The sequence below is a fragment of the Romboutsia sedimentorum genome, from assembly GCF_030131845.1.
In the GTDB taxonomy this organism is placed as follows: Bacteria; Bacillota; Clostridia; order Peptostreptococcales; family Peptostreptococcaceae; genus Romboutsia_D; species Romboutsia_D sedimentorum.
In genome coordinates this window covers 689,286-715,065 of record NZ_JASKYM010000001.1, presented here as the reverse complement: position 1 = coordinate 715,065, position 25,780 = coordinate 689,286, and the positions used below count along the sequence as shown (strand labels likewise).

The 25,780-nt window shown below is 26.9% G+C and carries 18 protein-coding genes, 1 pseudogene and 2 riboswitches; of the genes and pseudogenes, 17 read left to right on the top strand and 2 right to left on the bottom strand.

The window, feature by feature from the left end; all coding sequences use genetic code 11:
• Window positions 1-113: 113 nt before the first annotated feature.
• The 13 genes from QOZ84_RS03665 (at window position 114) to mprF (ending at window position 14,409) form a co-directional block, all read left to right on the top strand.
• The gene (locus QOZ84_RS03665) at window positions 114-2,513 is read left to right on the top strand and encodes an ATP-binding protein (protein WP_284131602.1); all 2,400 of its coding nucleotides are present in this window, start codon (window positions 114-116) and stop codon (window positions 2,511-2,513) included.
• 35 nt (window positions 2,514-2,548) lie between these two features.
• A complete protein-coding gene (locus tag QOZ84_RS03660; RefSeq protein WP_284131601.1) occupies window positions 2,549-3,343 on the top strand; it encodes a Cof-type HAD-IIB family hydrolase in 795 nt (264 codons plus the stop codon).
• A gap of 154 nt (window positions 3,344-3,497) precedes the next feature.
• Complete coding sequence (locus tag QOZ84_RS03655) at window positions 3,498-4,067, top strand: coiled-coil domain-containing protein (protein ID WP_284131600.1); 570 nt, start codon at window positions 3,498-3,500, stop codon at window positions 4,065-4,067.
• Between the two features lie 140 nt (window positions 4,068-4,207).
• On the top strand, window positions 4,208-4,399 hold the full coding sequence (locus QOZ84_RS03650; protein ID WP_284131599.1) for a YwbE family protein: 192 nt from the start codon (window positions 4,208-4,210) through the stop codon (window positions 4,397-4,399).
• Between the two features lie 518 nt (window positions 4,400-4,917).
• Window positions 4,918-5,310, top strand: coding sequence for a potassium channel family protein (locus tag QOZ84_RS03645; protein ID WP_284131598.1), 393 nt, complete (start codon window positions 4,918-4,920; stop codon window positions 5,308-5,310).
• Between the two features lie 30 nt (window positions 5,311-5,340).
• Complete coding sequence (locus tag QOZ84_RS03640; RefSeq protein WP_284131597.1) at window positions 5,341-6,024, top strand: potassium channel family protein; 684 nt, start codon at window positions 5,341-5,343, stop codon at window positions 6,022-6,024.
• Window positions 6,025-6,208: 184 nt separating this feature from the next.
• Window positions 6,209-7,735: a TrkH family potassium uptake protein gene (locus QOZ84_RS03635; protein WP_284131596.1), complete on the top strand. Its 1,527-nt coding sequence runs from the start codon at window positions 6,209-6,211 to the stop codon at window positions 7,733-7,735.
• Complete coding sequence (locus tag QOZ84_RS03630; RefSeq protein ID WP_284131595.1) at window positions 7,720-8,214, top strand: hypothetical protein; 495 nt, start codon at window positions 7,720-7,722, stop codon at window positions 8,212-8,214. Before QOZ84_RS03635 ends, QOZ84_RS03630 begins: the two co-directional genes overlap by 16 nt.
• Before the next feature lie 129 nt (window positions 8,215-8,343).
• Window positions 8,344-8,640 (top strand): hypothetical protein, encoded by a 297-nt coding sequence (locus QOZ84_RS03625; protein ID WP_284131594.1) that lies wholly within the window; start codon window positions 8,344-8,346, stop codon window positions 8,638-8,640.
• 464 nt (window positions 8,641-9,104) lie between these two features.
• A riboswitch (TPP riboswitch) is annotated at window positions 9,105-9,199 on the top strand.
• Between the two features lie 108 nt (window positions 9,200-9,307).
• Window positions 9,308-10,111 (top strand): hydroxyethylthiazole kinase, encoded by an 804-nt coding sequence (thiM, locus tag QOZ84_RS03620; RefSeq protein ID WP_284131593.1) that lies wholly within the window; start codon window positions 9,308-9,310, stop codon window positions 10,109-10,111.
• Between the two features lie 72 nt (window positions 10,112-10,183).
• A complete protein-coding gene (gene tenA / locus QOZ84_RS03615) occupies window positions 10,184-10,843 on the top strand; it encodes a thiaminase II (protein ID WP_284131592.1) in 660 nt (219 codons plus the stop codon).
• A gap of 14 nt (window positions 10,844-10,857) precedes the next feature.
• Window positions 10,858-11,457: an energy-coupled thiamine transporter ThiT gene (thiT, locus tag QOZ84_RS03610; protein ID WP_284131591.1), complete on the top strand. Its 600-nt coding sequence runs from the start codon at window positions 10,858-10,860 to the stop codon at window positions 11,455-11,457.
• A 420-nt stretch (window positions 11,458-11,877) separates the two neighbouring features.
• Window positions 11,878-14,409, top strand: coding sequence for a bifunctional lysylphosphatidylglycerol flippase/synthetase MprF (gene mprF / locus QOZ84_RS03605; RefSeq protein ID WP_284131590.1), 2,532 nt, complete (start codon window positions 11,878-11,880; stop codon window positions 14,407-14,409).
• Window positions 14,410-14,494: 85 nt separating this feature from the next.
• Here the strand turns inward: mprF and QOZ84_RS03600 are convergent, their stop codons facing one another.
• A complete protein-coding gene (locus QOZ84_RS03600) occupies window positions 14,495-15,868 on the bottom strand; it encodes an alanine/glycine:cation symporter family protein (RefSeq protein ID WP_284131589.1) in 1,374 nt (457 codons plus the stop codon).
• 211 nt (window positions 15,869-16,079) lie between these two features.
• Window positions 16,080-16,168, bottom strand: a riboswitch (glycine riboswitch).
• A gap of 401 nt (window positions 16,169-16,569) precedes the next feature.
• Here QOZ84_RS03600 and QOZ84_RS03595 point away from each other — a divergent pair.
• The 4 genes from QOZ84_RS03595 (at window position 16,570) to QOZ84_RS03580 (ending at window position 23,538) form a co-directional block, all read left to right on the top strand.
• Window positions 16,570-18,687 (top strand): DNA topoisomerase III, encoded by a 2,118-nt coding sequence (locus QOZ84_RS03595; protein ID WP_284131588.1) that lies wholly within the window; start codon window positions 16,570-16,572, stop codon window positions 18,685-18,687.
• A gap of 24 nt (window positions 18,688-18,711) precedes the next feature.
• Complete coding sequence (locus QOZ84_RS03590; RefSeq protein WP_284131587.1) at window positions 18,712-20,505, top strand: BglG family transcription antiterminator; 1,794 nt, start codon at window positions 18,712-18,714, stop codon at window positions 20,503-20,505.
• A 182-nt stretch (window positions 20,506-20,687) separates the two neighbouring features.
• Window positions 20,688-21,608 (top strand): 1-phosphofructokinase, encoded by a 921-nt coding sequence (gene pfkB, locus QOZ84_RS03585; RefSeq protein ID WP_284131586.1) that lies wholly within the window; start codon window positions 20,688-20,690, stop codon window positions 21,606-21,608.
• Window positions 21,609-21,633: 25 nt separating this feature from the next.
• The gene (locus tag QOZ84_RS03580; protein ID WP_284131585.1) at window positions 21,634-23,538 is read left to right on the top strand and encodes a PTS fructose transporter subunit IIABC; all 1,905 of its coding nucleotides are present in this window, start codon (window positions 21,634-21,636) and stop codon (window positions 23,536-23,538) included.
• Between the two features lie 415 nt (window positions 23,539-23,953).
• Here QOZ84_RS03580 and QOZ84_RS03575 read toward each other — a convergent pair.
• Window positions 23,954-25,350 (bottom strand): annotated as a pseudogene (locus QOZ84_RS03575) (IS3 family transposase).
• Window positions 25,351-25,780 lie beyond the last annotated feature (430 nt).

The window sequence follows — 25,780 nt, the reverse complement described above, 5'->3', positions numbered from 1 at the left end:
AAAAAAATTAAGGTGATGAATAGAATCAGACAATAAAATATTATTTAAATTTACCTAAAAACTATGTATAATTAAAGGGTAAACGTTGTTATTATATGTTGGGGGGCATTATTATGGAAAAAATATTTAATAAATTTAATAAATATATTTTAATTGTAGATAAGCAAGGGAATATAAAATTATGTAATGATAAACTAATATCAAAGTTAGGGTATAGCCAGTTTGAATTATATAATTCAAATATAAATAAAGTTATATATAATCAAGATGAAATTATAAAACAAATATTAAATATTAAAGAAGATATTGATATTATAGTAAATATAAATTCAAAGTCTAAAAATATAATACCTTTAAAATGTGAAGTAGCAATGAGCGAGTATAAGGGAGAAAAAGTATTATTTATAATAGGCGAAGATATAAACAAAAGTCTATATAATATTGATGATTTAGAAATATTACTAGATAGTATTCAAATGAATGCATGGATTAAGGATATAAATGGAAAGTATTTATACGTTAATAAAAGTCTTGCTAATTTAGCTCAAAAAGATAAAGTAAATATAATAGGAACTTATGATAAGGATCTTTGGATAGAAGATGAGTATAAAATTTATGTAAAAACAGATAAAGATATAATACAAAGCAAAGAAGGTAGGCTATTTAAAGATAAAAATAGCAAGAATGGTGATAAAAGATTATTTGAAACATATAAAGCTCCAATACTAGATGAAAAACAAGAGGTTAAGTATATTATAGGAATAAACAGAGATATTACATTAAAAAATAAAATTGAAAAAGAACTACAGAATAATTATGATAAATTAAATAACGTAAATGATATAATAAGCACCAAAAATGATTATAAAAATATACAAGAATTACTAAATAGTATATGTGATGATTTCTTGAAACACTTAAATGCAGACAGTTTATGTATTATAAGTTACAATCCAATAAAAAAAGAACTTAAGCGATATTTAGAAATTGGTTGCTCTCAAGACAGCTTTAAAGATTTGTATCGTGTGAAAATAAACAATGAAGAAGAAAAAGAACTTTTTGAAAAGGAAAGTGAAGGAATAAGAGCCATAAATGAAGTAGAGCAAATGAAAAATTATACAGGTACAGTAGATAAAGATATAAAATATTTAGGAACATATAATATAAAGTTTAAAGACGAGTTTTTAGGTTTACTATGTATATCATATAAAAATGGAAATAAACCCAAATTTAATCAAGATGAATTTATAAAGTCATCTTGTAGCCAAATTGCTGTCTTAATAAAAAATCATAGGCTTTGTGAGCAATTGAAGATAGAAAATAAAAAAAGAAGTAATACAGAAAATACACTAGAATTATTTTTAAGTACAGCAGCTGATATTATGGGTATAGTAAATTTGGATGGATATTTAAAAAAAGTAACTCCAAAATGGACTGAAGTTTTAGGATGGAGTGAAGCAGAGTTATTATCTATGCATTGCAGTAAAATAATACATAAAGATGATATGTTAATTGTTTTAAATACTATTTTTAAGGATGAAATTTCAAAATATAAACAAAATATAAAAATGAGATGTTTATGTAAAAATAATAGCTATATATGGATAGATTGGACTAGTAAATATATAAAACAGCATAATCATTTTATTATTACAGGTAAGGATATTACAGAAGAAAAAAATATAGAAGAGCAAAAAAATAAATTAGAAAAAGCTATTCATCTAGAAAGCATAAAAAATGAATTTTTTGCAAATATTTCTCATGAATTTAAAACACCTTTAAATATTATACTTGGGTCCATGCAATTATTAAATCAGAATATACAAAATGATAATATAACAATAGAGAAACTTAAAAGATGCTCAGGTACCATAAAACAAAATTCATATAGATTGTTAAGACTTGTAAATAACGTAATTGATATGAGCAGAATTGATACTGGATATTATGAACTACAACTTTCAAATAATAATATAGTTAGTATAATTGAGGATATAACTCTTTCAGTAGTAAACTATGTAGAAAATAAAAATATAAGTATTATTTTTGATACTGAAATAGAAGAAGAATTTATAGCTTGTGATCCAGATAAAATAGAAAGAATCATGTTAAATCTTTTATCAAATGCTATAAAATACACAGATGAATATGGAAAAATAAGTGTTGATTTAAAATCAGATAACAAAAATATAATAGTATCTGTAAAAGATAATGGAGCCGGAATGCCTAACAATAAGCTTGATATAATCTTTGATAGATTTGGACAAGTTAATAGCACATTAACTAAAAAATGTGAGGGTAGCGGAATTGGTTTGTCTTTAGTAAAGTCACTTATAGAGATGCACGGTGGTAGTATAGATGTAAAAAGTGAAGTTGGAAAAGGGTCAGAGTTTATATTTAAACTTCCTATTTTAAGAATACAAAATAACGAAAATATTGTTGCACATAGAGAATCAAAGCATACTCAAATAGAAAAATGTAATGTAGAATTTTCGGATATATATAACTTATAAAAAATAAAATTACAATAATTATAAAGGAGCTAAACATGAAAAAATTACTGGCATCAGATATAGATGGAACTCTTTATATAAACGATAGCATACATGAAAAAAGCATAGAATATATAAAAACTTTTAGAAAAAATGGTCATGCTTTCTTATTGTGCACCGGGCGAAACTTTGGAGGAATAAAGCATTTATTTGAGGAGTACGATATAGAAGTAGACGGTTATATACTTTGCAATGGTGCAGTAGTATTAGATAAAGATCTTAATGTAATATATAATAGGTTAATAAATGATGAAGTTATAAAGCAAGTTTTTGAATGCTCAAAAGATAATGAACAATATAATTTTTATTTTGCAGACAGTGAAAATTTATATATAATAGATGGATATAATAATCACCCTATGCTTAGTGCTGCTAATATTGATGAAAAAATGAGCATAATAAGGATAGAAGAAGAAGACTTTTATAAAAATAAATATAGCGCTAATATTATAGGGGTAGATATAAAAGACCAAAGCATAGAAAAAACAAAAATAAAAATTGATGAAATAGAAAATAAATTTTCAGATGTAGTAAGTGTATATAGAAATAAATATTTTATAGATATCGTTCCAAAAGATGCATCTAAGGCAGATGGAATTTCAAAGGTACTGAATACTTATGGCGTCAAAGAAGAAGATGTATTTGTTATAGGTGATTCATGGAATGATTTAAGTATGTTTGAAAAGTATAAAAATTCATATACATTTAATTATGTAGAGGAAGAGTTAAAGCCTCATGTTAATAACTTAGTAGATGAGTTTCATAATTGTCTAGAAATAATTTTAAAATGAAATATTTTGAAATAGCCAGCCTAAATTATAAAAATTAGGTTGGCTATTTTTGTTGAAATAAAAAGTAAAAGAATGTAAACATATAATGATAATTTGCATATTTTGGAGTATAGAGGCTAACCTCTAAAATATTAATTAATAAGGATGGTAATGATTGATGATATACAGAAAATATGACAATAAATATGATGGTAAATGTGATAATAGATGCAAAAGTAAAAACTGCAAACCAGAATGTGAAGTAGCTTACTATGAATGCAAAAACTCTAAAGAGGGTTATAAAAAATGTGATTGTTATATAGAAAAAACTTACGACCTTATAGAAGTGCTTGAAAATAAGAATGAAAAGTTAGAGGATGCTTTAGAAAAAGCACAAACTAATCAAGCACTAGCTAATACAAATATAGATGATGTAGGAAATGATTTAGCAGATATAGGTACTCAATTAGCAAAATTAGCTAATGATTTACTAGCGGCTCAAAGTGACTTAGCAGATGCAATAGAAAAATTAAATGAAGCGATACCACATCAAACTAAGGCTATAGAAGCCATAGATGATGCTATAAAACAACAAGACTATATAGAGGGTATCATAGAGTATTTAGAAGATTCATTTAAAGATACAGTAAAATGTTTAAAAGGGTGTGGCAGCAATAATTGCCCTATACTAATACCGATTACTTCAGATTGTGATGAATGTTGTGATAAAGGACATGATTGTTAATTATTATAAATAAAATGAAAATAAATATACTTTAATAAATTATAAAATTATATATATAAAGAACTTTAATTAACATATATAAGAAAACATGTTAAACTAAAGATAAATTTTAAAATATAGAAAATAGAGGTAATAAAAGCATGGATGGAACTAAAAGAAATGATATTAAAGTAGGATCTAGGGTTTTAGTAGTTCAAAAACAAGACCAACCTAGTGGTAAATTAACTGAAGGCATAGTATCAAGAATACTTACAAATTCACCTAATCACCATCACGGCATAAAAGTAATGCTTGAAAGTGGAATTGTCGGAAGAGTTAAGGAGATAAAGTAGGTAAAACTTTAAAATCTAGATTAGACGAAGCGCTTAAATACTATGAATTAAATAAAAGCGTAGATATTATAGTATCAGGTGGTCAAGGCAGAGATGAAATCACATCTAAAGCTTAGGTAATGTATAAATCAATGAATTTTACCTTTATAGGTCGATGCTCATAGCGAATATTTTAAATGTTAAAAATGAAGGATTATCATCATATACTCCTTTTAAAATTAGGTTCAATTATCTTTTAAGAGAATATACAACTATAATAATAGACATTATAAAATCAAATTTATATAAAGAGAAAACACACTAAAAAGCGTATTAATTTACGTTTTTTTAGTGTGTTTTTACTTTGTTAAGATATAAATTAAACTATCTATGCAAGTTTAGTAATCAATCATTTCAATATTTGACTATTTTTAAAAATTAAAAATATTCTTATAATATTTTTAACATAAATTTTACACACAAGTAGCATCAAAAAGTAATACAATTCAAAGTAAATATAAATTTAGGGAGTGAAAAATATGTATATCATAATAGCTGGATGTGGAAGAATTGGTTCAACTCTAGCACAAGAACTTATAGATGAGGGGAATGACTTGGTAATAGTAGACAGGGATAAAGGTAAACTAGATTCTCTTGGAAGTGGGTTAAACGCGACAAGGATATTAGGCATTGAATATGATATAGACATATTAAAAGAAGCGGGTATAGAACACGCAGATATGTTTTTAGCATTAACTCAAAATGATAGTGTAAATATAACCTCATGTCAGGTAGCTAAAAATGTATTTAACGTTAAAAAAGTTATAGCAAAAGTAGTTGATGCAAATAAAGAAAGAATATATATATCACTAAATTTGGACTATATAAATCCGATTAAATTAAGTATAGAAGATTTAAAGTCTAGAATTTAAAAAAATTATGATGTTAAAGAGGAGTAAGTTATGAAAGTTATAGTAATTGGTGGAGGAAAAGTAGGTTTTTATCTTATAAAAACATTAAAAAATAAAAAACACGATATAACATTGATAGAAAAAGATAAAAAATTATGTGAAAAGATATCAGATGAAATTGATATAGAAATAATAAATGGGGATGGTACGGATATAGAGGTATTAAAAGATGCAGATATAGATGTAGCGGATGTAGTAGCTGCGGTTACGGGTAAAGATGAAGAAAATTTAATAATATGTCAGGTTAGCAAAAAGAATTTTGATATACAACATACAATAGCGAGAGTAAATAATCCTAAAAATCAAAAACTTTTTAAACTATTAGGTGTAGATAGCACAGTATGTAGTACACAAGTAATAACCAACTTAATAGAATGGGAATGTGAAAGTGACAAGATAAAGATAATACAGACTTTTGAAAGAGGAGAAATGGTGCTTGTAGAGGTTGAAATAGATAAAAAGATTGTATGGTGTAATAAAGCTATAAAAAATCTTAAAATGCCAATTGATAGCGTTATAGTTTCTATATTTAGAGAAGGTCATGTAATATATCCAAAGGGAGATACAATAATACAAGAACATGACAAAGTAGTGTTAGTAACAGATAGTAAAAATATGGTAAATGAGAATAAGAAAGCATACTCAGTACTAGAAAAATATTTATTTAAAAATTAATAAATTTGATATAGAGTTGTTTTAATATAGTCAGCAATTAAAATTTAGTTGACTTTAAAATTAGGGGGATCCGATGTTAAAATTTAAAAACATAGTTAATGGTATATTTAAAGAAATATCATATATGAGCATATTAGTAGTAATTTTGTTATTTATGACAAATGTTATGTAGGTGGGGTAAATTATGAAAACAGCTAAAAGAAATATAGATGATTTAAAAGTAATAAGCTATTATACTGGATACATTGTTATAGGGACTGCGCTACTTATGTTAATACCTATAGTAATAGCTTTGTTTACAAAAGAATATGAACCGCTATTAGATTTTCTCATAAGTATGAATATATCTTTAATAATAGGATTTACATTAATGATACTAGGTAATGTAAATAAAGATAAATTGTATATGGAGTGGAAACATGGATTAATAATAGCATCGTTATCATGGATTTTACTTATGATTTTATGTGCGATACCATATTATTTAAGTAGCCATATGATGTCATTTGTAGATGCTTGCTTTGATGTAATGAGTGGATTTACAACTACAGGTGTATTTTTATTACAAGATTTAGATCATGTAAGTAGAAGTTTAAATATATGGAGACATATCTTAACATTTGTCGGTGGACAAGGCATGGTTGTACTAGCATTAACGTTTTTATCAGCAAAAACTCAAGGTGCATATAAGATGTACGTTGGAGAAGGAAAAGATGTTGAACTCGTTCCGAATGTAAAACACACAACAAGATTAATTTGGCAAATAAGTTTGTTATATTTTTTATTAGGAACCTTTATATTTTGGTTAAACGGAATGTATATAGGATTAAAGCCACTAAGTTCCCTATATCACGCGGTTTGTGTATTTGCATCAGCATGGAGTACGGGTGGATTTTCTCCAATGAGTCAAAATATGCTTTACTATCATAGTTTTTCATATGAAATAGTTACAATAATATTTTGTATATTAGGAGCATTAAACTTTGGATTCCATTATTCTGTATGGAAAGGAAATAAAAAAGAAATTTATAAAAATATAGAAATACAAAGCTTTTTTATAACAATAATGATTACATCATTTTTTATAATAAAAGGATTAACAAAACTTAGTGTATATCCAGATGCGTTATCAATTTTTAGAAAAGGTGTTTACGGATTGATATCTGCTCATACTACAACTGGATTTATGAATCTCTATGCAAGACAATTTTCATTAGAATGGGGGAATTTTGCTAATTTAATAATGATAATAGCAATGTTGCTTGGAGGTTGTGCTTGTTCAACAGCAGGTGGATTTAAAGCTCTTAGAATAGGTATTGTATTTAAAGGATTTATAGCAGAAATTAAAAAATCATTGATATCTGAGCGAAGAGTAAAGGTGTTTAAATTTCATAATCTAAAAGATCATGTGCTAGATAGTGATATAGTAAAATCTAGTGCATTAATAATACTTTTATATATTATATTGTTTGTGATAGGCACAATGATAGGTTGTTACTATGATTATCCAATTTTGGATTCAGCATTTGAATCAGCATCTGTAACTGGAAATGTTGGATTATCAATAGGAATAACATCTGTTACAATGCCACAAGTACTAAAGGTATTTTATATAATAGCAATGTATTTAGGTAGATTAGAATTTATATCAGTATTTGCTTTAGTAGGATTTACTATTGGGGGTATAAAAAAAGTATGTATGAGAAAATAAGAAGGAATTTATTAAGAGTAACTATTTTTGCATTTTTAATAGTACCTATAAAAATTAATGCACAAGAATCTAGTTTGAATAATTTAATTGAAAATGGAAAAAACTTTGATAAAAAACAAATAGTTGTAAAAGGTGAAGCTATTGGAGAACCATTAAGTAGAAATAATTATACTTGGATAAACATAAATGATAAAACTAGTGCAATGGGAATTTATATGAATAGTGAAGATGCAAAAAAAGTTGAAGCTTATGGAGGCTATAACAAGAAGGGCGATAGTATAAAAGTAACGGGGCAGTTTAATAGGGCTTGTAAAGAACATGGCGGAGATATGGATATACATTCAAACAAAGTTGAAATAATTAAAAAGGGTGAAACTTTGAATAATATATTTCCAAAATATAAAGTTTTCATATCGACAATATCATCAATAATAGTATTGGTTTTGGGATATATAATATACAAAAAGAAAAGAAAATAAGTATTCTAATATAGAAATAAAAGCATTTTAAGATACTTTACACCTATATAAATATGTGTTATATTTGGGACAATTGGGTATTATACCTAGTAAAAATATAAAAGTTAAATAATTACATAGGAGAAAATTATGGATATACTTATAACACAAAGCGCAAAACCAGAACTTGAAAAGTTAATGCAAAATAGTGAACATAAAAACATAAGAGTACGTACAAGATGTATAACTATGCATGATGATGCAAAACTTGATATTGAATTAGATGAAATAACAGAAAATGATGAAATATATGAAGTTGATGGATACAAAGTAGTAATAAGCAGAAATTTAGCAGATCAACTTTATAGTTTAGTAATATCATATGGAGGCTTATTAAGTAGAGATAAGTTTTCAGTAGATGCAGATTTTGGATTTTATCAGTATTAAAAATTGTAAATTAAATTAATATAAAAAATTATATAAATTATGAATTAAAACAATAAAAATGGTTAATATATTATTACAAAGTTAATTAAGATTAATTTTGTATCTAAATGCACTAGATAAAAGCTAGGCTATAACCTAACCTTTTACTAGTATCTATTGGGTGTTTAGGTGATTAGATATCTATTGATATCGTATTAGATAACTTATCTAAATTAAGATAACCTCATTTTAATTTATGTCTGCTAGCTTATAAGGTTAATTGCCAATAGGTAACTAAATGCTAGGTAGTAAATGTTATTTAATAAATCGAATAAGAGGTAAAAGCTAATTGTTTAAGATGCTTTGGTAAAAGACATTAGATTTGATAGTTATAACTATTAAATTTATTGTCTTTTATTTTGGCGTTTTTTAGTTGACAATAGAGATTAAAGTATTATAATGAAAGTATAAAATAAAATAAAATAAAAATAAGCTAGGGGAGCCAATTGGCTGAGAGGATAGACTGACCCTTATACTTGATCTGGATAATGCCAGCGTAGGAAAGCTTTTATATAAACTTAGAATATGAATATAACAATATTTGAATTTTAGCTATGTAAATAGAAAGCTATACCTAATTAGGTATAGCTTTTTTTATATAAATAAAAGATTATTAGGGGGAATAGAGATGTTTAAATTAATAAAAAAGGTAAAAGAATTAAATCCACTTGTACTTCATTATACAAATAATGTAACGATAAATGACTGTGCAAACATTACATTAGCTGTAGGTGCAAGTCCTTTAATGAGTTTTTCATACGAGGAAGTTGAAGATATTGTTAGTATTGCAAGTTCTGTTGTCATAAATATAGGGACTATGAATTCAGAACTATTAAATTTATATTTAATAGCAGGTAAATCTGCAAATAAATATAAGAAACCTGTAATACTAGATCCAGTAGGAGTATTTGCAACTAAAGCAAGAACAGAACTTACAAATAAACTTTTAAATGAAGTTAAATTTGATGTAGTAAAAGGAAATATAGCTGAGATTAAGTTTATTGGTGGATTTGATGTAAAAGGAAAAGGTGTAGATTCTTTTGATGACGATGACGATGCAAGTGAAATAATAAAAAAAGTTGCTAAGAAGCTAGAATGTGTAGTAGTAGCTACTGGAAAAACTGACATAGTAACTGATGGAGATATAGTTTATAAAATAAATAATGGGACTTCAAAACTAAAAAGTATAACGGGAACAGGTTGTATGAGCGCTAGTTTAATAGGGAGTTATATAGCTTGTAGTGAAAAAACGATAGAAGGTGCAACTATGGGGATGCTTACAATGTCTTTGAGTGGTGAATTAGCAAATGTTAATAATCCTAAAATCGGAACGTTTAAAGTTAATTTAATGGATGAGGTATATAGCTTAGATGAGAACAAGTTAAATAAATATGCAAAATTAGAAATGATAAAGGAATTATCAATCGTATAAATTATTTAAGTTTTACTTAAATAATTTTACTACTAAAATATTAAAATTTTATTTAATGAGGAGATTTGGAATATGAAATTTACAGATTATTTATTTGAGGCAAGTAAAGATATATGGCAAGGCTATTTAAAGCATCCATTTATAGTTGAAATAGGGGAAGGAACTTTACCTAAGGATAAATTTAAAGATTATTTAGTGCAAGATTATTTATACTTAAAGGAATTTGCAAAGGTATTTTCTATGGGAGTTGTAAAAGCAGAAACTATGGATGAAATGAAATTTTTCTATAATTCTATAAAAGGAACTATGGAAAATGAAACAGCGATACATCTACAATATATGGAAAAATTAGGAATTTTGGTAAAGGATGCAGAAAATCTTGATTATCATCTTGTAACAAATAGCTACACAAGCTACATGCAGGCAATATCTTTAACCGGAAGTTTAAATGAGATAGCAATGTGTACCCTTCCATGTACGTGGAGTTATTACTATATAGGTAAACACTTAAAAGAACAATATAATGATAGGTTGGAAAATAATTATTATAAAGAGTGGATTGAAATGTATTGTGATGAAGAGTTTTATAAATTTACAAAAGAATGGATAGAGTATGTTGATATAGCATGTAAAAATATAACTGAAAAAGAAAAAAATAAATTAACAGAAATATTTGTAAAAGCAAGTTTATATGAAATGGAATTTTGGCATATGGCTTACAAAACTATATAAGTAGGAGTAAAAATATGATTATATCAATATCAATAATAAGTGTTATATTGTTAGGGCTTTATGCTTTAGAAATGAAAAAGACTAAGCTTACGACTAAAGTTATGATTACAATATCTGTAATGGTTGCAATAGCTTATGTACTATACATGATTAAGTTCATAAGTTACCCTCAAGGAGGAGGAATTACATTATTCTCTACATTGCCAATTATGATGGTAGCATTAATATACGGAAGAGGTCCAGGTCTTACCGCTGGATTAATATTTGGAGTACTAAAGCTTTTAAATGGTGGTGTTATAATGCACCCGATACAATTTATACTTGATTATATATTGGCTCAGATGGCTTTAGGTTTAGCGGGAAGTTTTGGAAATGATAAAAAAAGTAAAATTATTTTAGGTTGTTTATTTGCAGGAATAATGGGAACTATTGTAAGTACTATATCTGGATATGTATTCTTTGGAATGTATGCACCACCAGGCATGAACCCTTTACTATACTCAATTGTATATAACTTCTCAAGTGCAGGTGTAGAATCTGTATTAACTGCAATTCTTATGGCATTAATACCTATGGAAAAATTTATAAAAGTTGCTAAATTAGGACATAATTAAATTTAAAAAAGATGTAGATAAATTATTTTATATAAATTTAGCTACATCTTTTTTTAGTATAAAATATTATTTTTAATATTAAAGAATTCTAATATACCTTATCTTTTTTCTACATTAAAATATATATAACTTATTATGACTAACTCCTTATGATTGTGTTTGTGTTGTATTTAATTATTGATATAAATAGTTACATATTAAGTATTGATATTACACATAACTATTAAAGAAAAATTATTTTTAAAGAAAAAATATAAAATTATTTATACTATATAAAAGAACATTAAAAAGCTTATAAAAAACGTTTTGCATAGAAATATTAAGAAAATGTAAGAAACTAAATAAATAATATATGATAAAATAAGGATATGTTGCTAAAAAAAGCAAAAAATAATGACACAAAATAGGGAGAATAATATTATGAAATTAAATAAAGATAAAATTACAAAGACATGTAAAATTTTATTTGCATTATTTATATTTTTTATAGTAATAAAAGAGTCTATAGGGGTAATTACCTCTTTTGATCTTAAGACATTTAAAACTTATGCAGATAAATTAACTATAATAAATATTTGCATAATAATAGGCTTAGGAATTATATCATATTTGCCACTTAGTCTGTATGACTTTGTATTAAAAAAGAGGGCAGGAATAGATTTAGACAATAAAAAATTATATAAGTTTTCATGGATAGCTAGTTCAATAGCAAGTGTAGCTGGTTTTGGAGGAAGTACTGCTATTGGATTAAAAAATAATTTTTATAAAGAACATGTAAAAGATAATAAAGTTTTAATTAAAGAAATATCTAAAATTGTAGCTTTAAACTTTACAGGTTTTTCAATAGTTTGTTTGGGCTATGTATTAACTAATCTTAGTGATTTGAAATTTAATAGCCTTATAAATGTAGTAACAATTTTAATAAGTTTATACATACCTGTTTTAACAGTATATTTAATTTATAAATATATAAAAGGTGTAGATGTAGAAAAAGTAGCTGTTAAAGATGCTGTTAAAATAATACTTATATCAACTGCAGAGTGGATAAGTACTTTAGTCTTAGTTTACGGGATATTAATTATATTAGATGTAAAAATAGAAATTTTTGAATTTATACCTATATTTATTATAGCTATTCTTGTAGCTATTGTAAGTATGTCTCCAGGTGGGATTGGTTCATTTGATTTAAGTTTGATAATAGGTCTTAGAGCTTTTGATGTACCTTCAGAAAAAGTATTGCTAGCTATATTTTTATATAGAGCATCATATTACTTAATACCACTTATAATAGGCCTTTTATTGTATGCACATGAAATGTGGCTGAAAATAGATGAAGATATTGCTGACATAATAACAACTGCTTTATCAAAAGCAGCGCATATAGGAATAATAATTTTAGTATTTTTATCAGGCGTTATTTTATTAATAAATGAAGCAATTCCGGATGTAGTAGATAAAATAGAAATTGTCAAAAAAGCATATTATTTATCCATAATGCACCCAGTGGACAAAGTCGGAATAATAGTAGGGTTTTTATTAATTGCTATATCTAGATTGTTAATTTATAAATCTAAAAAAATATATAAATTAACACTAGGTTTAGTTACATTGGCAATCTTAGTTACTTTTATAGGTGATGTAGACTATAGTAGAACCATATATCTAATAGGTGTAGGTACTTTACTTTGGATTAGTAAAAAACAATATTATAGAGAAAATTTTGTAATGAGATGGGGAATATTTTTCCAAGATATTTTAATACTGTTTTCTTTTCAAATATTATATTTATACACAGTATATGTTAATTTACATGGGATAATAGGAAAAATACCATTAACTAACTATAAAATACAGCACATTAAAAATTATGGAAATAGTATGTTGTTAATTAGTGCAGTAGGATTTATAGTATCATTACTATTTTTAGGTATTTTATATTATAAGAATAGAAAAAATGATTTTCCTAGAGTTAAATTAAGTGATTGTGAGGAAGATGTAAATTTAGTTTTAAATAAATTTGAAGGGAATTCTGTTATACATTTTGTTTATTTAGATGATAAATTTGTTTATTTTAATAAGGACAAAGATGTTTTTATGCAGTATCAAATTTATGCTAATAAGATTGTTATATTAGGAAATCCAGTAGGAAATAAAGAAAAGATATTTGATTCAATACAAGAATTATATGATTTAGGAGATAAATATGGATATACTCCAGTATTTTGTTCAATAGATAAAACGCTAATTCCATATCTTCATGAAACTGGATATGAATTCATGAAATTGGGTGAAGAAGCAGCGGTTAACTTAAAAGAATTTACACTTCAAGGAAGAAAAATGAAAAGTGTAAGAAATGCACTTTCAAGGGTAGAAAAAGAAGAATACATCTTTGAAATTGTTAAACCTCCATTTAGTGATAAATTTATTAGAGACATAAAAAGTGTATCAGATGAATGGCTAGGTGGTAGAAAAGAAAAAGGATTCTCAATAGGATTCTTTGATATAGATTACTTAAGCCGTGAGCCTATTGCGGTAGTTAAAAACAGTGATGGTGAGATAAAAGGATTTACAAATATCATGCCGATGTATGATGATAATAAAACATTATCAATTGATTTAATGAGGTTTTCACATAGTGCTTGTAATGGAATAATGGACTTTATGTTTGTAAGTTTATTTGAATGGGGTAGGGAAAATGGGTACTCTAGATTTAATATGGGTCTTGCACCTTTATCTAATGTAGGTAGATCAAAATATTCATTCTTAAGAGAAAAAATAGCATTCCAAGTATATTTACATGGGCAAAATTTCTATTCATTTAAAGGATTAAAGAAATTTAAAGAAAAGTACTGTGAATCTTGGGACGGAAGATATATGGCATATAGAAAAAGAACATCTCTGGTAATAACTATGACACAAGTAATACTATTGCTTTCAAAAGAAAATATATAAAATTTGTTGAATAGCAGATAAGAACAAAAAGGATTTATCAGAAATTATAAGATAAATCCTTTTTGTTATTAAAAAACATAGTTTACTAAATAACCTCTTTAGAAACACTAGAACCCTTATTAGATTTTAAATAGTCCATATAAATATTAGTTTCACTAACAACCACTGGCATAAGAAGTATTAAAGCTATTAGATTAGGTATAGCCATAAGAGCATTTACAATATCTGCAATTATCCAGATCATCTCTAACTTTAAGAAGGAACCAAGAAGTACCATTGATACAAAGACCACCCTATATCCATTTATTCCTTTAGTTCCAAATAAGAATTCAAAACATCTTTCACCGTAGTAACTCCAACCAAGTATAGTAGTAAAAGCAAATAAGCTTAAAATAAGAGTTAAAAACAGAGGTCCAACTACAGGAAGCACACTTGCAAAAGCAGATTGAGCCATAAGAGCACCATTTGTATCTCCTTGCCATACTCCAGACAATATAAGTGAAAAACCAGTAAGAGAACAAATTATTAAACTATCTATAAAAGTACCTGTCATAGAAACAAGACCTTGCTGAGCAGGCCAATTAGTCTTAGCTGCAGCTGCAGCAATAGGTGCACTACCAAGTCCTGATTCATTTGAAAATACACCACGAGCAATACCATTTCTAATAGCCATAGAAACACTAGCACCTAAAAAACCACCCATGGCAGAAGTTGGATTAAAAGCACCACTAAATATTAATAAAAAAGTGGCAGGTATTTTATCTGCAAAACTTACAAGAATTAATAAGCATATTGATATATAAGTAAAAGACATAAAAGGCACAATAGTTGTAGCAACTTTTGAAATATTTTTAATACCTCCGAAGATAACTAAGGCAACCAATAAAGTTAAAGCTATTCCAGTTAATCTAGGATCAATACCAAAACTACCATTAATAGAATCAGTTATAGCGTTGACCTGAGTAAATGTACCAATTCCAAGTAAAGCTACTAATATACCACTTACAGCAAAGAACATTGCTAAAGGTTTATATTTTTTACCCAAACCGTTTAATATATAGTACATAGGTCCACCTGAAACTTGTCCATTCTCATCTTTAGTTCTATATTTTATAGCAAGTACACCTTCTGCATATTTTGTAGCCATGCCGAAAAATGCAGCAATCCACATCCAAAATAGTGCTCCAGGACCTCCTACTTTTATAGCAGTAGCAACACCAACAATATTTCCGGTACCAACAGTAGCAGCTAAAGCTGTACATAAAGCTGAAAAACTAGAAATATCTCCATTACAATTATTATCAGATTTAAATATTAATTTTGCTGCTAGAGGAAGCTTGGTAATTTGCAAGAATCCAAGTTTAAAAGAAAATAAAATACCAGTACCAACTAGCAATGCTAGTAATGGTGGTCCCCATATAAATGAGTTAGCTTGATTTAAGATATCAATTAAATTCATAAAACACCCCTTAATTATCGTATTTATTAACGATTAAATTTTAGAGCTAAATAAATCCATGGAGTAAAATGAATTAATTGGCAGGAATGAATGTAGATTTTGAAAGTTTATCCAAATTTAAAATATAAAATAATAAAAGCTAAATCTAATTTAGATTTAGCTCTGGATAAACGACACACTATAAATAAGTACTCAAAAAAGCACTAAATAGTATATAATCCCTGTCCTTTTGCCTGAGAGATTGAGCGAAATTGCCTTGCCCCTTCGGCGCCTATAATAGGTCTCTCCAGAGTTCCCTAAACTTTACAGTCCTACTTATAAAAAAGTACCTGAGAGTGCGACTCCTTCGGTGTGTCATAATTTGACAGCTCTTCTATAAAGCTTCAATCGGGTATTGATTTGTATTAGCGTTATTTACATAATATTATATATATTTTGAAAAGTTGTCAACTAAATATTATAAAAATATATAAATAAAAATATATTTTAAACATTACCCCCTAGTTACTTTTAAAATATATGGTAATATTAACTTATAATATTTATTGAATTTATAATAAATATAAGATTAATGTACTTAATAGTATGTAATAAAATTTTAAAATGGCTAGATTTAGTTTAAAATATACTTATAGTATTTATTGTATTAAAAAATATAATATTAAGAATTAAAATAGATGGATTAAGAGAAAGGAAATAATATGAAGAAGATATTAGTATTAGCAGAAAAACCTTCAGTAGGAAGAGATATAGCCAAAGTATTAGGATGTAATAACGTAAAAAATGGATACATAGAAGGACCAAAATATATAGTAACATGGGCACTAGGGCACTTAGTGACACTAGCGGACCCAGAGAGTTATGGAGAAAAATATAAATCTTGGAATATAGATGATTTACCAATATTGCCAAAGTATTTAAAAACAGTAGTAATTAAAAAAAGCAGTAAACAGTTTAATGCAGTAAAATCACAAATGAATAGGGAAGATGTATCTGAAATAGTAATAGCAACAGATGCAGGGCGTGAAGGGGAGCTTGTAGCAAGATGGATAATTGAAAAAGCACAAGTTAAAAAGCCTCTAAAACGTTTATGGATATCATCGAGTACAGATAAAGCTATAAAAGAAGGATTTTCTAAACTTAAAGATGGAAAAGAGTACGAAAATTTATATCATTCAGCAATAGCAAGAGCAGAAGCTGACTGGATAGTTGGAATAAATGCAACACGTGCACTTACAACAAAACATAATGCACAACTTTCTTGTGGTAGAGTTCAAACACCAACTATAGCTATGATACTTAAAAGAGAAAAAGAAATAATGGAATTTAAACCTAAGAACTACTATGGAATAAATTTAGTAGCTAGTAAGGGAAATGAGCAACTTAAATTTATATGGCAAGATAAATTTAATTCAAGTAATAGTTTTAATGAAGAAAAAATAGATAATACAATAAATAAAGTGAAAAATAATGATATAAAAATAAATAAAGTTAATAAATCACATAAGAAAAAATATTCACCAGCATTATATGACTTAACCGAATTACAAAGAGATGCAAATAAAATATTTGGATACTCAGCAAAAGAAACACTTTCGATAATGCAAAAACTATATGAATATCATAAAGTACTTACTTATCCAAGAACAGATTCTAGATATTTAACTAGCGATATAGTAGAAACTTTACCAGATAGAGTAAAAGCAGTTAATGTAAGCGATTATTCTAGAGTTTGTAATAAGCTACTAAAATCAAAAATAAATGGGAATAAATCATTCGTAGATGATTCAAAAGTAAGTGATCACCATGCTATTATACCAACTGAAGAAAAAGTATTTTTAGGAGAACTAAGTGATAAAGAAAGAAAGATTTACGACCTTGTTGTAAAAAGATTCTTAGCAGTTCTTTGTCCACCATTTGAATATGAGCAAACTTCAATAACTGGTGAAATAAATGGAGAGAACTTTAGTGCAAAAGGAAATAAAGTAATAAGCTTAGGATGGAGAGAAACTTACAAAGATAGTGAAGATGGTGAAAGTTATGATAGCATACCTTCAGTTAAAGAAGGTGAAATATTAAACGTAGTTAAGTTAAATAAAACTACTGGAAAAACTAACCCTCCAGGATACTTAAATGAAGGAACATTGCTTACAGCTATGGAGAAAAATGGATTAGGAACAGTTGCTACAAGAGCAGATATAATAGAAAAGTTATTTAATTCATTCTTATTAGAAAAAAAAGGAAAAGATATTTATATAACTTCAAAAGGAAAACAATTATTAGAATTAGTTCCAAGTGAATTAAAAACACCAGAATTAACATCGTCTTGGGAATCTAAATTATTAGATATATCAAAAGGAAAATTAAATAAAAATAACTTTATAAATGATATGAAAAATTATTCACAAGATGTAGTTAAAGAAATTAAAAATAGTGATTCTAAATTCAAACATGATAATTTAACTAAAAATAGATGTCCAGAGTGTGGAAAATTCATGCTTGAAGTAAATGGGAAAAAAGGTAAAATGCTAGTTTGTGAAGACAGAGAATGTAATACAAGAAAAACTGTTTCACAAGTAACAAATTCAAGATGTCCTATATGTCATAAAAAGCTAGAACTTCGTGGTGAAGGTGAAGGAAAAACATTTGTATGTAGTTGCGGACATAGAGAAAAATTAAGTACTTTTAATAAAAGAAAAGCAGAAGAAAAAAATAAAGGATCTAAAAAAGATATAAACAAATATTTAAAAAATCAAAATAAAGATGAAGAAGTATTTAATAATCCATTTGCAGCAGCACTAGCAAAACTTAAAAAATAATTATTCTAAATAAGGGTGATTTTAGTGAAAACAAGTATAACTTCAAGACAATTAAATATAATAAAAACACTATTAAGTAGTACTGATGCACTAAGTAGTATAGCTTTAAGTCAAGAAATAGGATGTTCTACAAAAACTATTCAAAGTGAAGTTAAAGATATAAACAAAGAACTTAAAAATAGTAGAATAATTTCTATAAGAGGTGTTGGATATAAAATAGAAGGATATTTAGATGAATTAGATTTAAGTGATAATAGTTACTATGATATAGATAGAGTTCACTATATTGTGAAAGAAATGCTTAATTTAAGCAAAGAAAATGATAATGCAGTTAAGTTAGAAGACTTAGCAGATTCAATGTATATAAGTGTATCTACTGTAAAAAATGACTTAAAAGAAGTTAAAAAAATATTACAAAAGCATAATCTCAATATAGGTACAAAGCATAAACAAGGGATATTTATAGTTGCTCAAGAAGAAGATATTATAAAATGTATAATTGATTTGTGTAATAAAAAAGACAATGAACTAATTATAAATGATTTTTTAAGTGCAAAGGTAAAAGATAATGTATTTAGCATTAAAAAGAGCTTGCTAGATATGCTTAAGATAGAAAAGATAATTTTGACAGATATAGAATTTAAAAATATTTTAAATAAGATATTAATAAATTTAAGTAGAAATAAATATAAAGATAACTTGAATTATGAAAATCAATACATAAAACAATATTTATCAAATTACAAAGAAAAAAGAAATGCTATATTAAATAATGATGAAAATAAAAACATAATAATAGATTCTATAAAAGAGTTTACTCAAAATTTAAAAGTAGCAACATCTATAGACATTAGTAATGATAAAGTATTTGAAGAATGTTTGTATAATCATATAAACAACTTATATAAAAGATATAAATTAGATATAAATCAACAAACTATAAATAGTAATGATATAAAAATAAAATATCCATTTGCATTTGAGTTAGCTAAAATAGCAAAAAAAACTATACAACGAAATTTAAAAATGGAAATATGTGAAGATGAGGTTTCAAATATTGCTCTTCATGTTGGAGGAGCACTAGAAAGAGCATCTAAAAATAATGAAAAAAAAATATTAAAAACAATAATAGTCTGTACATCGGGTATAGGAACATCTATGCTTATAAAATCAAAATTAGAAAGTATATTTAAAGAAAAGCTAGAGATACTTAAAATAATACCTTCATATTTGGTAGATTACATAAATGCTATAGATGTAGATTTTGTAATATCAACAATACCTCTTAATTTAGATAATATACCTGTAATAAATGTATCACCAATGCTTAATGAAAAAGAAATAAAGCTTATAGAAAAATACATAGAAACTGAAAAAGTATATATGGATATAGAAGTTAAAAACTTACTGCAACCAGATTTGTTTTTCATAGACCTTAAAATGAACACTAAAGAAGAAGTTATAAATTTTATGGCTGACAAACTTATAGAAAATAATTATATAGATAGTGAGATGAAGCAATCTTATTTAGAAAGAGAAAAAATCGCAACTACAGAAATTGGAAATATGGTTGCGATTCCTCATGGGGCTAATGGAATAATAAATGAAAGTAAGATAGCAATAGGTATTTTAAAAAATCCTATACATTGGGAAATAGGAAACGTAAGATTAGTAATAATGCTATCTGTAGACAAAGATAAAATATTAGATTATGAAGAACTGTTTTTAAATATATACAAAAGAGTTGATTCAATAGCAAAAGTAATAAGTATATGTGAAAATAAAAGCTTTGATAAGTTTGTGAATATGTTTAAATAACTAAGGTCACTATACAATTAAATAGAATAACGATAAATTTCTCTTTTAACTAAGAGAAATTTTTTGGCTTTCAGGGAAAATGATTTCGAGGTAATATAAGTACATAAATAAAACTTACCAAGTTTAAAAATAAAAACAAGTAAATTATAAAAAGAAAACTATAAAAAATAGAGGTGGAAATTATGATATATACAGTAACATTAAACCCTTCGATAGATTACGTAGTTAAATTGGATGATTTAAAAAAGGGTGATATAAATAGAACTGTTGAAGAATATGTATATCCAGGTGGAAAGGGAATAAACGTATCTTTAATATTAAAAGAATTAGGATATGAAAGCTGTGCACTTGGATTTGTAAGTGGATTTACAGGAGTGTACATACAAAGTATATTAAGTGAAAAAAACTTAAAATCTGATTTTATAAATCTTGAAAATGGATTTACAAGAATAAATGTAAAAGTAAAGTCAAAAGAAGAAACTGAGATAAACGGACAAGGTCCTCATATTTGTGAAGAAAAGCTAAACATGCTATATGAAAAAATAGATAAGTTAAATAGTGACGATATATTAGTACTAGCTGGAAGTATACCATCTACACTTGATGAAAGACTTTATGAAAATATAATGGCTAGGATACAAAATAAAAATATAAAGGTAATAGTAGATGCTACCAAAAAATTACTTTTAAATGTATTAAAATATAAGCCATTTTTAATAAAACCAAATAATAATGAATTGGAAGAAATGTTTAATGTAAAGCTAGAAAGCATAGATGATGTTGTATTTTATGGCAATAAATTAAAAGAAATGGGAGCACAAAATGTATTAGTGTCTATGGGTAAAGATGGAGCACTATTAATTACAAAAGATAATCAAATATTAAGAAGTAACGTAGGTAGAGGCATTGTCAAAAATTCAGTTGGTGCAGGTGATTCTATGGTTGCTGGATTTATTGGAGGATATTTAAAAAATCATAAATACGAAGAGGCTTTAAGCTTAGGTGCAGCAAGCGGTAGTGCAACGGCATTTTCTTATGATTTAGCTACTAATGATTTTATAAAGATAATAAAAAGTGAAATTAAAATAGAAACATTAAACTAAAAATATTTCTAGAGAGGACAATAAAATGAGAATAACAGACTTGATAAATAAAAAATCTGTAAATTTAAATTTACAAAAACAAAATAAGTTAGAAGCAATAGATAACTTAGTAGAATTAGTAAATAATAGTGGAAACTTAAACAATAAAGAAGAATATAAAAGAGCTATAATAGCTCGTGAAAATATGAGTACAACAGGGATAGGTGAGGGAGTAGCAATACCTCATGCAAAGACTAAGTCGGTTAATAGTGCATGTTTGGCTGCTGCAGTTTGTAAGGACGGTATAGATTATGAATCTTTTGATGGAAGCTTAGCAAACTTATTTTTCATGATAGCAGCACCAGATGGAGCCAATGACACTCATCTTGAGGTATTATCTAGATTATCTACAATACTTATGGATGAAGATTTTAGAAAAAATTTAATGAATTCAAAATCAATAGATGAATTTATTAAATTAATAGACAAAAAAGAAAATGAAAAATTCCCACAAGAAGAAACTACAACACAAATCTCTTCTATAAGTACATCATCTTCAAACTATCCAAAAGTACTTGCAGTAACAGCTTGTCCAACTGGAATAGCTCATACATTTATGGCGGCTGAGAGTTTAAATAAAATGGGTGAGAAAAAAGGAATTTCTATAAAAGTAGAAACAAATGGTTCATCAGGAGCTAAAAATATATTAACTAAAGATGAAATAGAAAATGCAGATTGTATAATAGTGGCTGCTGATAAAAAGGTTGAAATGAGCCGATTTAATGGTAAAAAGGTTATTATAACTAAGGTTGCAAATGGAATACACAAAGCAGAAGAATTAATAGATAAAGCTTCAAAAGGAGATGCACCAGTTTATAATCACTCTGGAGGAAGTAGTTCTAGTGAAGAAAGTAGTGAAGATGAAACTGCTTTTAGAAAAATATATAAGCATTTAATGAATGGTGTATCAAATATGCTACCGTTTGTTGTAAGTGGAGGTATACTTATAGCACTAGCATTCTTGTTTGATGATTATTCAATAAATCCTAAAAACTTTGGTTCGAATTTACCCCTCCCAGCATTTCTTAAAGGAATAGGAGATTATGCATTTGGATTTATGTTGCCAGTACTTGCTGGATACATTGCATATTCTATAGCTGATAGACCTGCTATGGTAGTAGGTTTTGTAGGTGGGATAATTGCAAAAGAAAGTGGTTCTGGATTTTTAGGGGCTTTAATAGCAGGTTTTATAGCAGGATATATAGTAGTAGGATTGAAGAAATTATTTAGTAAGTTACCACAGTCACTTGATGGTATAAAGCCAGTACTTCTATTCCCGTTGTTTGGAACACTTTTAATAGGAATAGTTATGACATTTGTAGTTATACCGCCTGTAACAGCTATAAATAATGCAATGGTAGCATTTTTAAATGGTCTTGGTGGTAGTTCAAAAGTAGTACTTGGATTAGTGTTAGGTGCTATGATGGCAATAGATATGGGTGGACCTATAAATAAAGCTGCATATGTATTTGGAGTAGCTTCACTTGATGCAGGTCAGTTTGAAATAATGGCAGCAGTAATGGCTGGAGGTATGGTTCCACCACTTGCAATAGCTTTAGCTACAACATTCTTTAAAAATAGATTTACAAAAGAACAAAGAGAATCAGGTAAAGTTAACTATGTAATGGGATTATCATTTATTACAGAAGGTGCAATACCATTTGCAGCAGCAGACCCACTTAAAGTAATACCAGCATGTGTGGTAGGTTCTGCAACTGCAGGAGCGTTAAGTATGGTATTTGGGGCAGCACTTAGAGCTCCTCATGGAGGAATCTTCGTAGTACCAGTAGTTTCAAATCCACTAGGATACTTAGCTGCAATAATAATAGGTTCTGTAGTAGGAATGCTACTTTTAGCAGTATTAAAGAAACCTTTAGAAAAAGAAGCATAAGATGAAGCTGTCTCAATATAAATTGAGACAGCTTTTTTTATTATAAAATTTGCTTTAATTTGATATAATTAAATTAAGCTTTATTTTAAAATATAAGTTAGTTTTGTTAAAGTAATATATAAACTTGAAAGGAAAAGATTATTATGGATTATGGTTGGTCGAATATAGGAAGTCTTGTGCTTGGGTTAATTGCATTTATACTTCCTATTATTAATCTTATACGATACAATACACCTAATAACAAAAATTGGGTTGTTTTTTCTTTAATTAGCATTGGTTCCTGTACTCTTTCACTGTGTATGCAAATTTTTTATGTTAATCATCTTATGAATATAAAAGATTGGACAGCAATTGTACTGAGACCCAAAAGTTGGACTTTATACAGGAATGAATTTTCATTCCTGTATTTTTTACTTTATGCAACTTTAGATTCATATTCAATTCTATATTTAACAGGACTACGCCAATTTAATTTTTCTTTAATTCTTTTATTATTATAATAGTAAATATATTCTGTTATAGCTATCTCTAATTCATCGAAACTTTTATATATTTTTCCATAGTACATTTCTTGTTTCATTATTCCAAAAAAATTTTCCATAGGAGAATTATCAAGGCAGGTACCTTTTCGAGACATACTCTGAAATATTTTATTATTCTTAAGTGTTTTACTATATCTCTTCATTTGATATGCCCAACCTTGGTCTGAGTGGAAGGTTCTTCTATAAGGGCAATCCTTTGTAATATCTATAGCTTTGTTTAAAGCATCACTTATAGATTTAAAATTAGGTTTTTTCGATACACTGAATGATAAAACTTCACCATTAAACATATCTAAAAATGGATCAAGATACGCTTTTTTTATAATTAATCTTCCATTTTTATCAGTTGTATATATTTTAAACTCAGATGTATCAGTTGTTATTTTCTGATGAGGAATCGATGTTTTAAATCTTCTATTTATTTTATTATTTTCTATTTTTCCAATTGTACCTTTATATGAGTTATATTTACGTGATTTATGAGAAAAGGCTATGCATTTAAGTTCTAACTTTTTCATAATACGTCTAACTTTCTTCTGATTAATAACTATACCGATATCTCTTAGCGTAGCTGTAACTCGGCGATAGCCATACCTACCATTATGTTCTTCAAAAACTGATTTAATTTTTTCTTCAATATCTTTATCTGGATTTTCAATATCAAACCTCTTCTGCCAATACATATATGTTGATTTAGGAAATTTAGTAGCTTCAAGGAGAATTGATAGTTTAAATTCCTTACGAAGATCATAAATTACTTTTGATTCGTATTGGTTTTTAACCTTTCGGGAACATTCATCCTTGAAGCACGCAGCTTTTTTAGAAATGCAAGCTCCGCTTTTAAAAGTTTATTTTCATATTCTAATTCTTGTTCTCTTGTTAATTTTTTTTCTTCTTTACTATTTTTATTCATAGATGGTCTCCCTTTCATTTTAGACAAGGCATCGACACCACCATTTAAAAGTTTTTGTTTCCATGCTAATATAAGAGAACTATTGTTCATTCCAAAATGGTTAGCGACCTCTTGCACACTATATTTAGTTCTTACCATATAGTTTATAACATCTAATTTGAACTGTATAGTATAGCAAGTGTTTTTATTTTTTCTTTTTAGTCCATCTTCTCCTAATGTATTATATGCATTAACCCATATTCGAACTTGATTCTTGCTAGGAATTCCATATCGTTTTGATATTGAAAGAAATCCTCCTTCTCCATTTAAATAGGAGTTGACAACTTTTATCTTAAAATTAAAATCATATTTAGCCATATAAAAACACCCCAATCGTTAGATTTTGAGTCCAATAATTGGGGTGCAGTACAAATTATGGACACTTTGAATGTCGTAGCATTTGCATCAGCATTGCTTCTTGTAGTGACAATTATACTTAATGCTGTTACATGCTTTGCGTATATAGGAAATAGGAAAAAGAACTAAAATTAATAAATTTTAGTTTAATAGAAAAATTTTATAAAGGTAGTTTTATTATATGAAGCTAAGTGAGTAGTAATTTTAAAATTACTACTTTTTTAATTACAAGGGGATTATATTAAATGTTTCTAGATCAACTATATCTAGTTGGTAGGTTGATAGGAGCTACCCTGATTTAGAAAGTCTAGTTTCACTTAGTGATTTATATAATACTTCTCTTGATAAATTGCTAAGAGAAGATTCTGATATGATAAAAAAAATTTCACTC

Excerpts from the sequence above, each read along its gene's own strand:
- thiM (WP_284131593.1), top strand. The coding sequence starts at position 9,308 with ATGTTTAAATTAATAAAAAAGGTAAAAGAATTAAATCCACTTGTACTT.
- QOZ84_RS03660 (WP_284131601.1), top strand. The coding sequence starts at position 2,549 with ATGAAAAAATTACTGGCATCAGATATAGATGGAACTCTTTATATAAAC.
- thiT (WP_284131591.1), top strand. The coding sequence starts at position 10,858 with ATGATTATATCAATATCAATAATAAGTGTTATATTGTTAGGGCTTTAT.
- QOZ84_RS03600 (WP_284131589.1), bottom strand. The coding sequence starts at position 15,868 with ATGAATTTAATTGATATCTTAAATCAAGCTAACTCATTTATATGGGGA.
- QOZ84_RS03630 (WP_284131595.1), top strand. The coding sequence starts at position 7,720 with ATGTATGAGAAAATAAGAAGGAATTTATTAAGAGTAACTATTTTTGCA.
- QOZ84_RS03645 (WP_284131598.1), top strand. The coding sequence starts at position 4,918 with ATGTATATCATAATAGCTGGATGTGGAAGAATTGGTTCAACTCTAGCA.
- tenA (WP_284131592.1), top strand. The coding sequence starts at position 10,184 with ATGAAATTTACAGATTATTTATTTGAGGCAAGTAAAGATATATGGCAA.
- QOZ84_RS03640 (WP_284131597.1), top strand. The coding sequence starts at position 5,341 with ATGAAAGTTATAGTAATTGGTGGAGGAAAAGTAGGTTTTTATCTTATA.
- QOZ84_RS03635 (WP_284131596.1), top strand. The coding sequence starts at position 6,209 with ATGAAAACAGCTAAAAGAAATATAGATGATTTAAAAGTAATAAGCTAT.
- QOZ84_RS03650 (WP_284131599.1), top strand. The coding sequence starts at position 4,208 with ATGGATGGAACTAAAAGAAATGATATTAAAGTAGGATCTAGGGTTTTA.
- QOZ84_RS03580 (WP_284131585.1), top strand. The coding sequence starts at position 21,634 with ATGAGAATAACAGACTTGATAAATAAAAAATCTGTAAATTTAAATTTA.
- mprF (WP_284131590.1), top strand. The coding sequence starts at position 11,878 with ATGAAATTAAATAAAGATAAAATTACAAAGACATGTAAAATTTTATTT.
- QOZ84_RS03595 (WP_284131588.1), top strand. The coding sequence starts at position 16,570 with ATGAAGAAGATATTAGTATTAGCAGAAAAACCTTCAGTAGGAAGAGAT.
- QOZ84_RS03625 (WP_284131594.1), top strand. The coding sequence starts at position 8,344 with ATGGATATACTTATAACACAAAGCGCAAAACCAGAACTTGAAAAGTTA.
- pfkB (WP_284131586.1), top strand. The coding sequence starts at position 20,688 with ATGATATATACAGTAACATTAAACCCTTCGATAGATTACGTAGTTAAA.
- QOZ84_RS03665 (WP_284131602.1), top strand. The coding sequence starts at position 114 with ATGGAAAAAATATTTAATAAATTTAATAAATATATTTTAATTGTAGAT.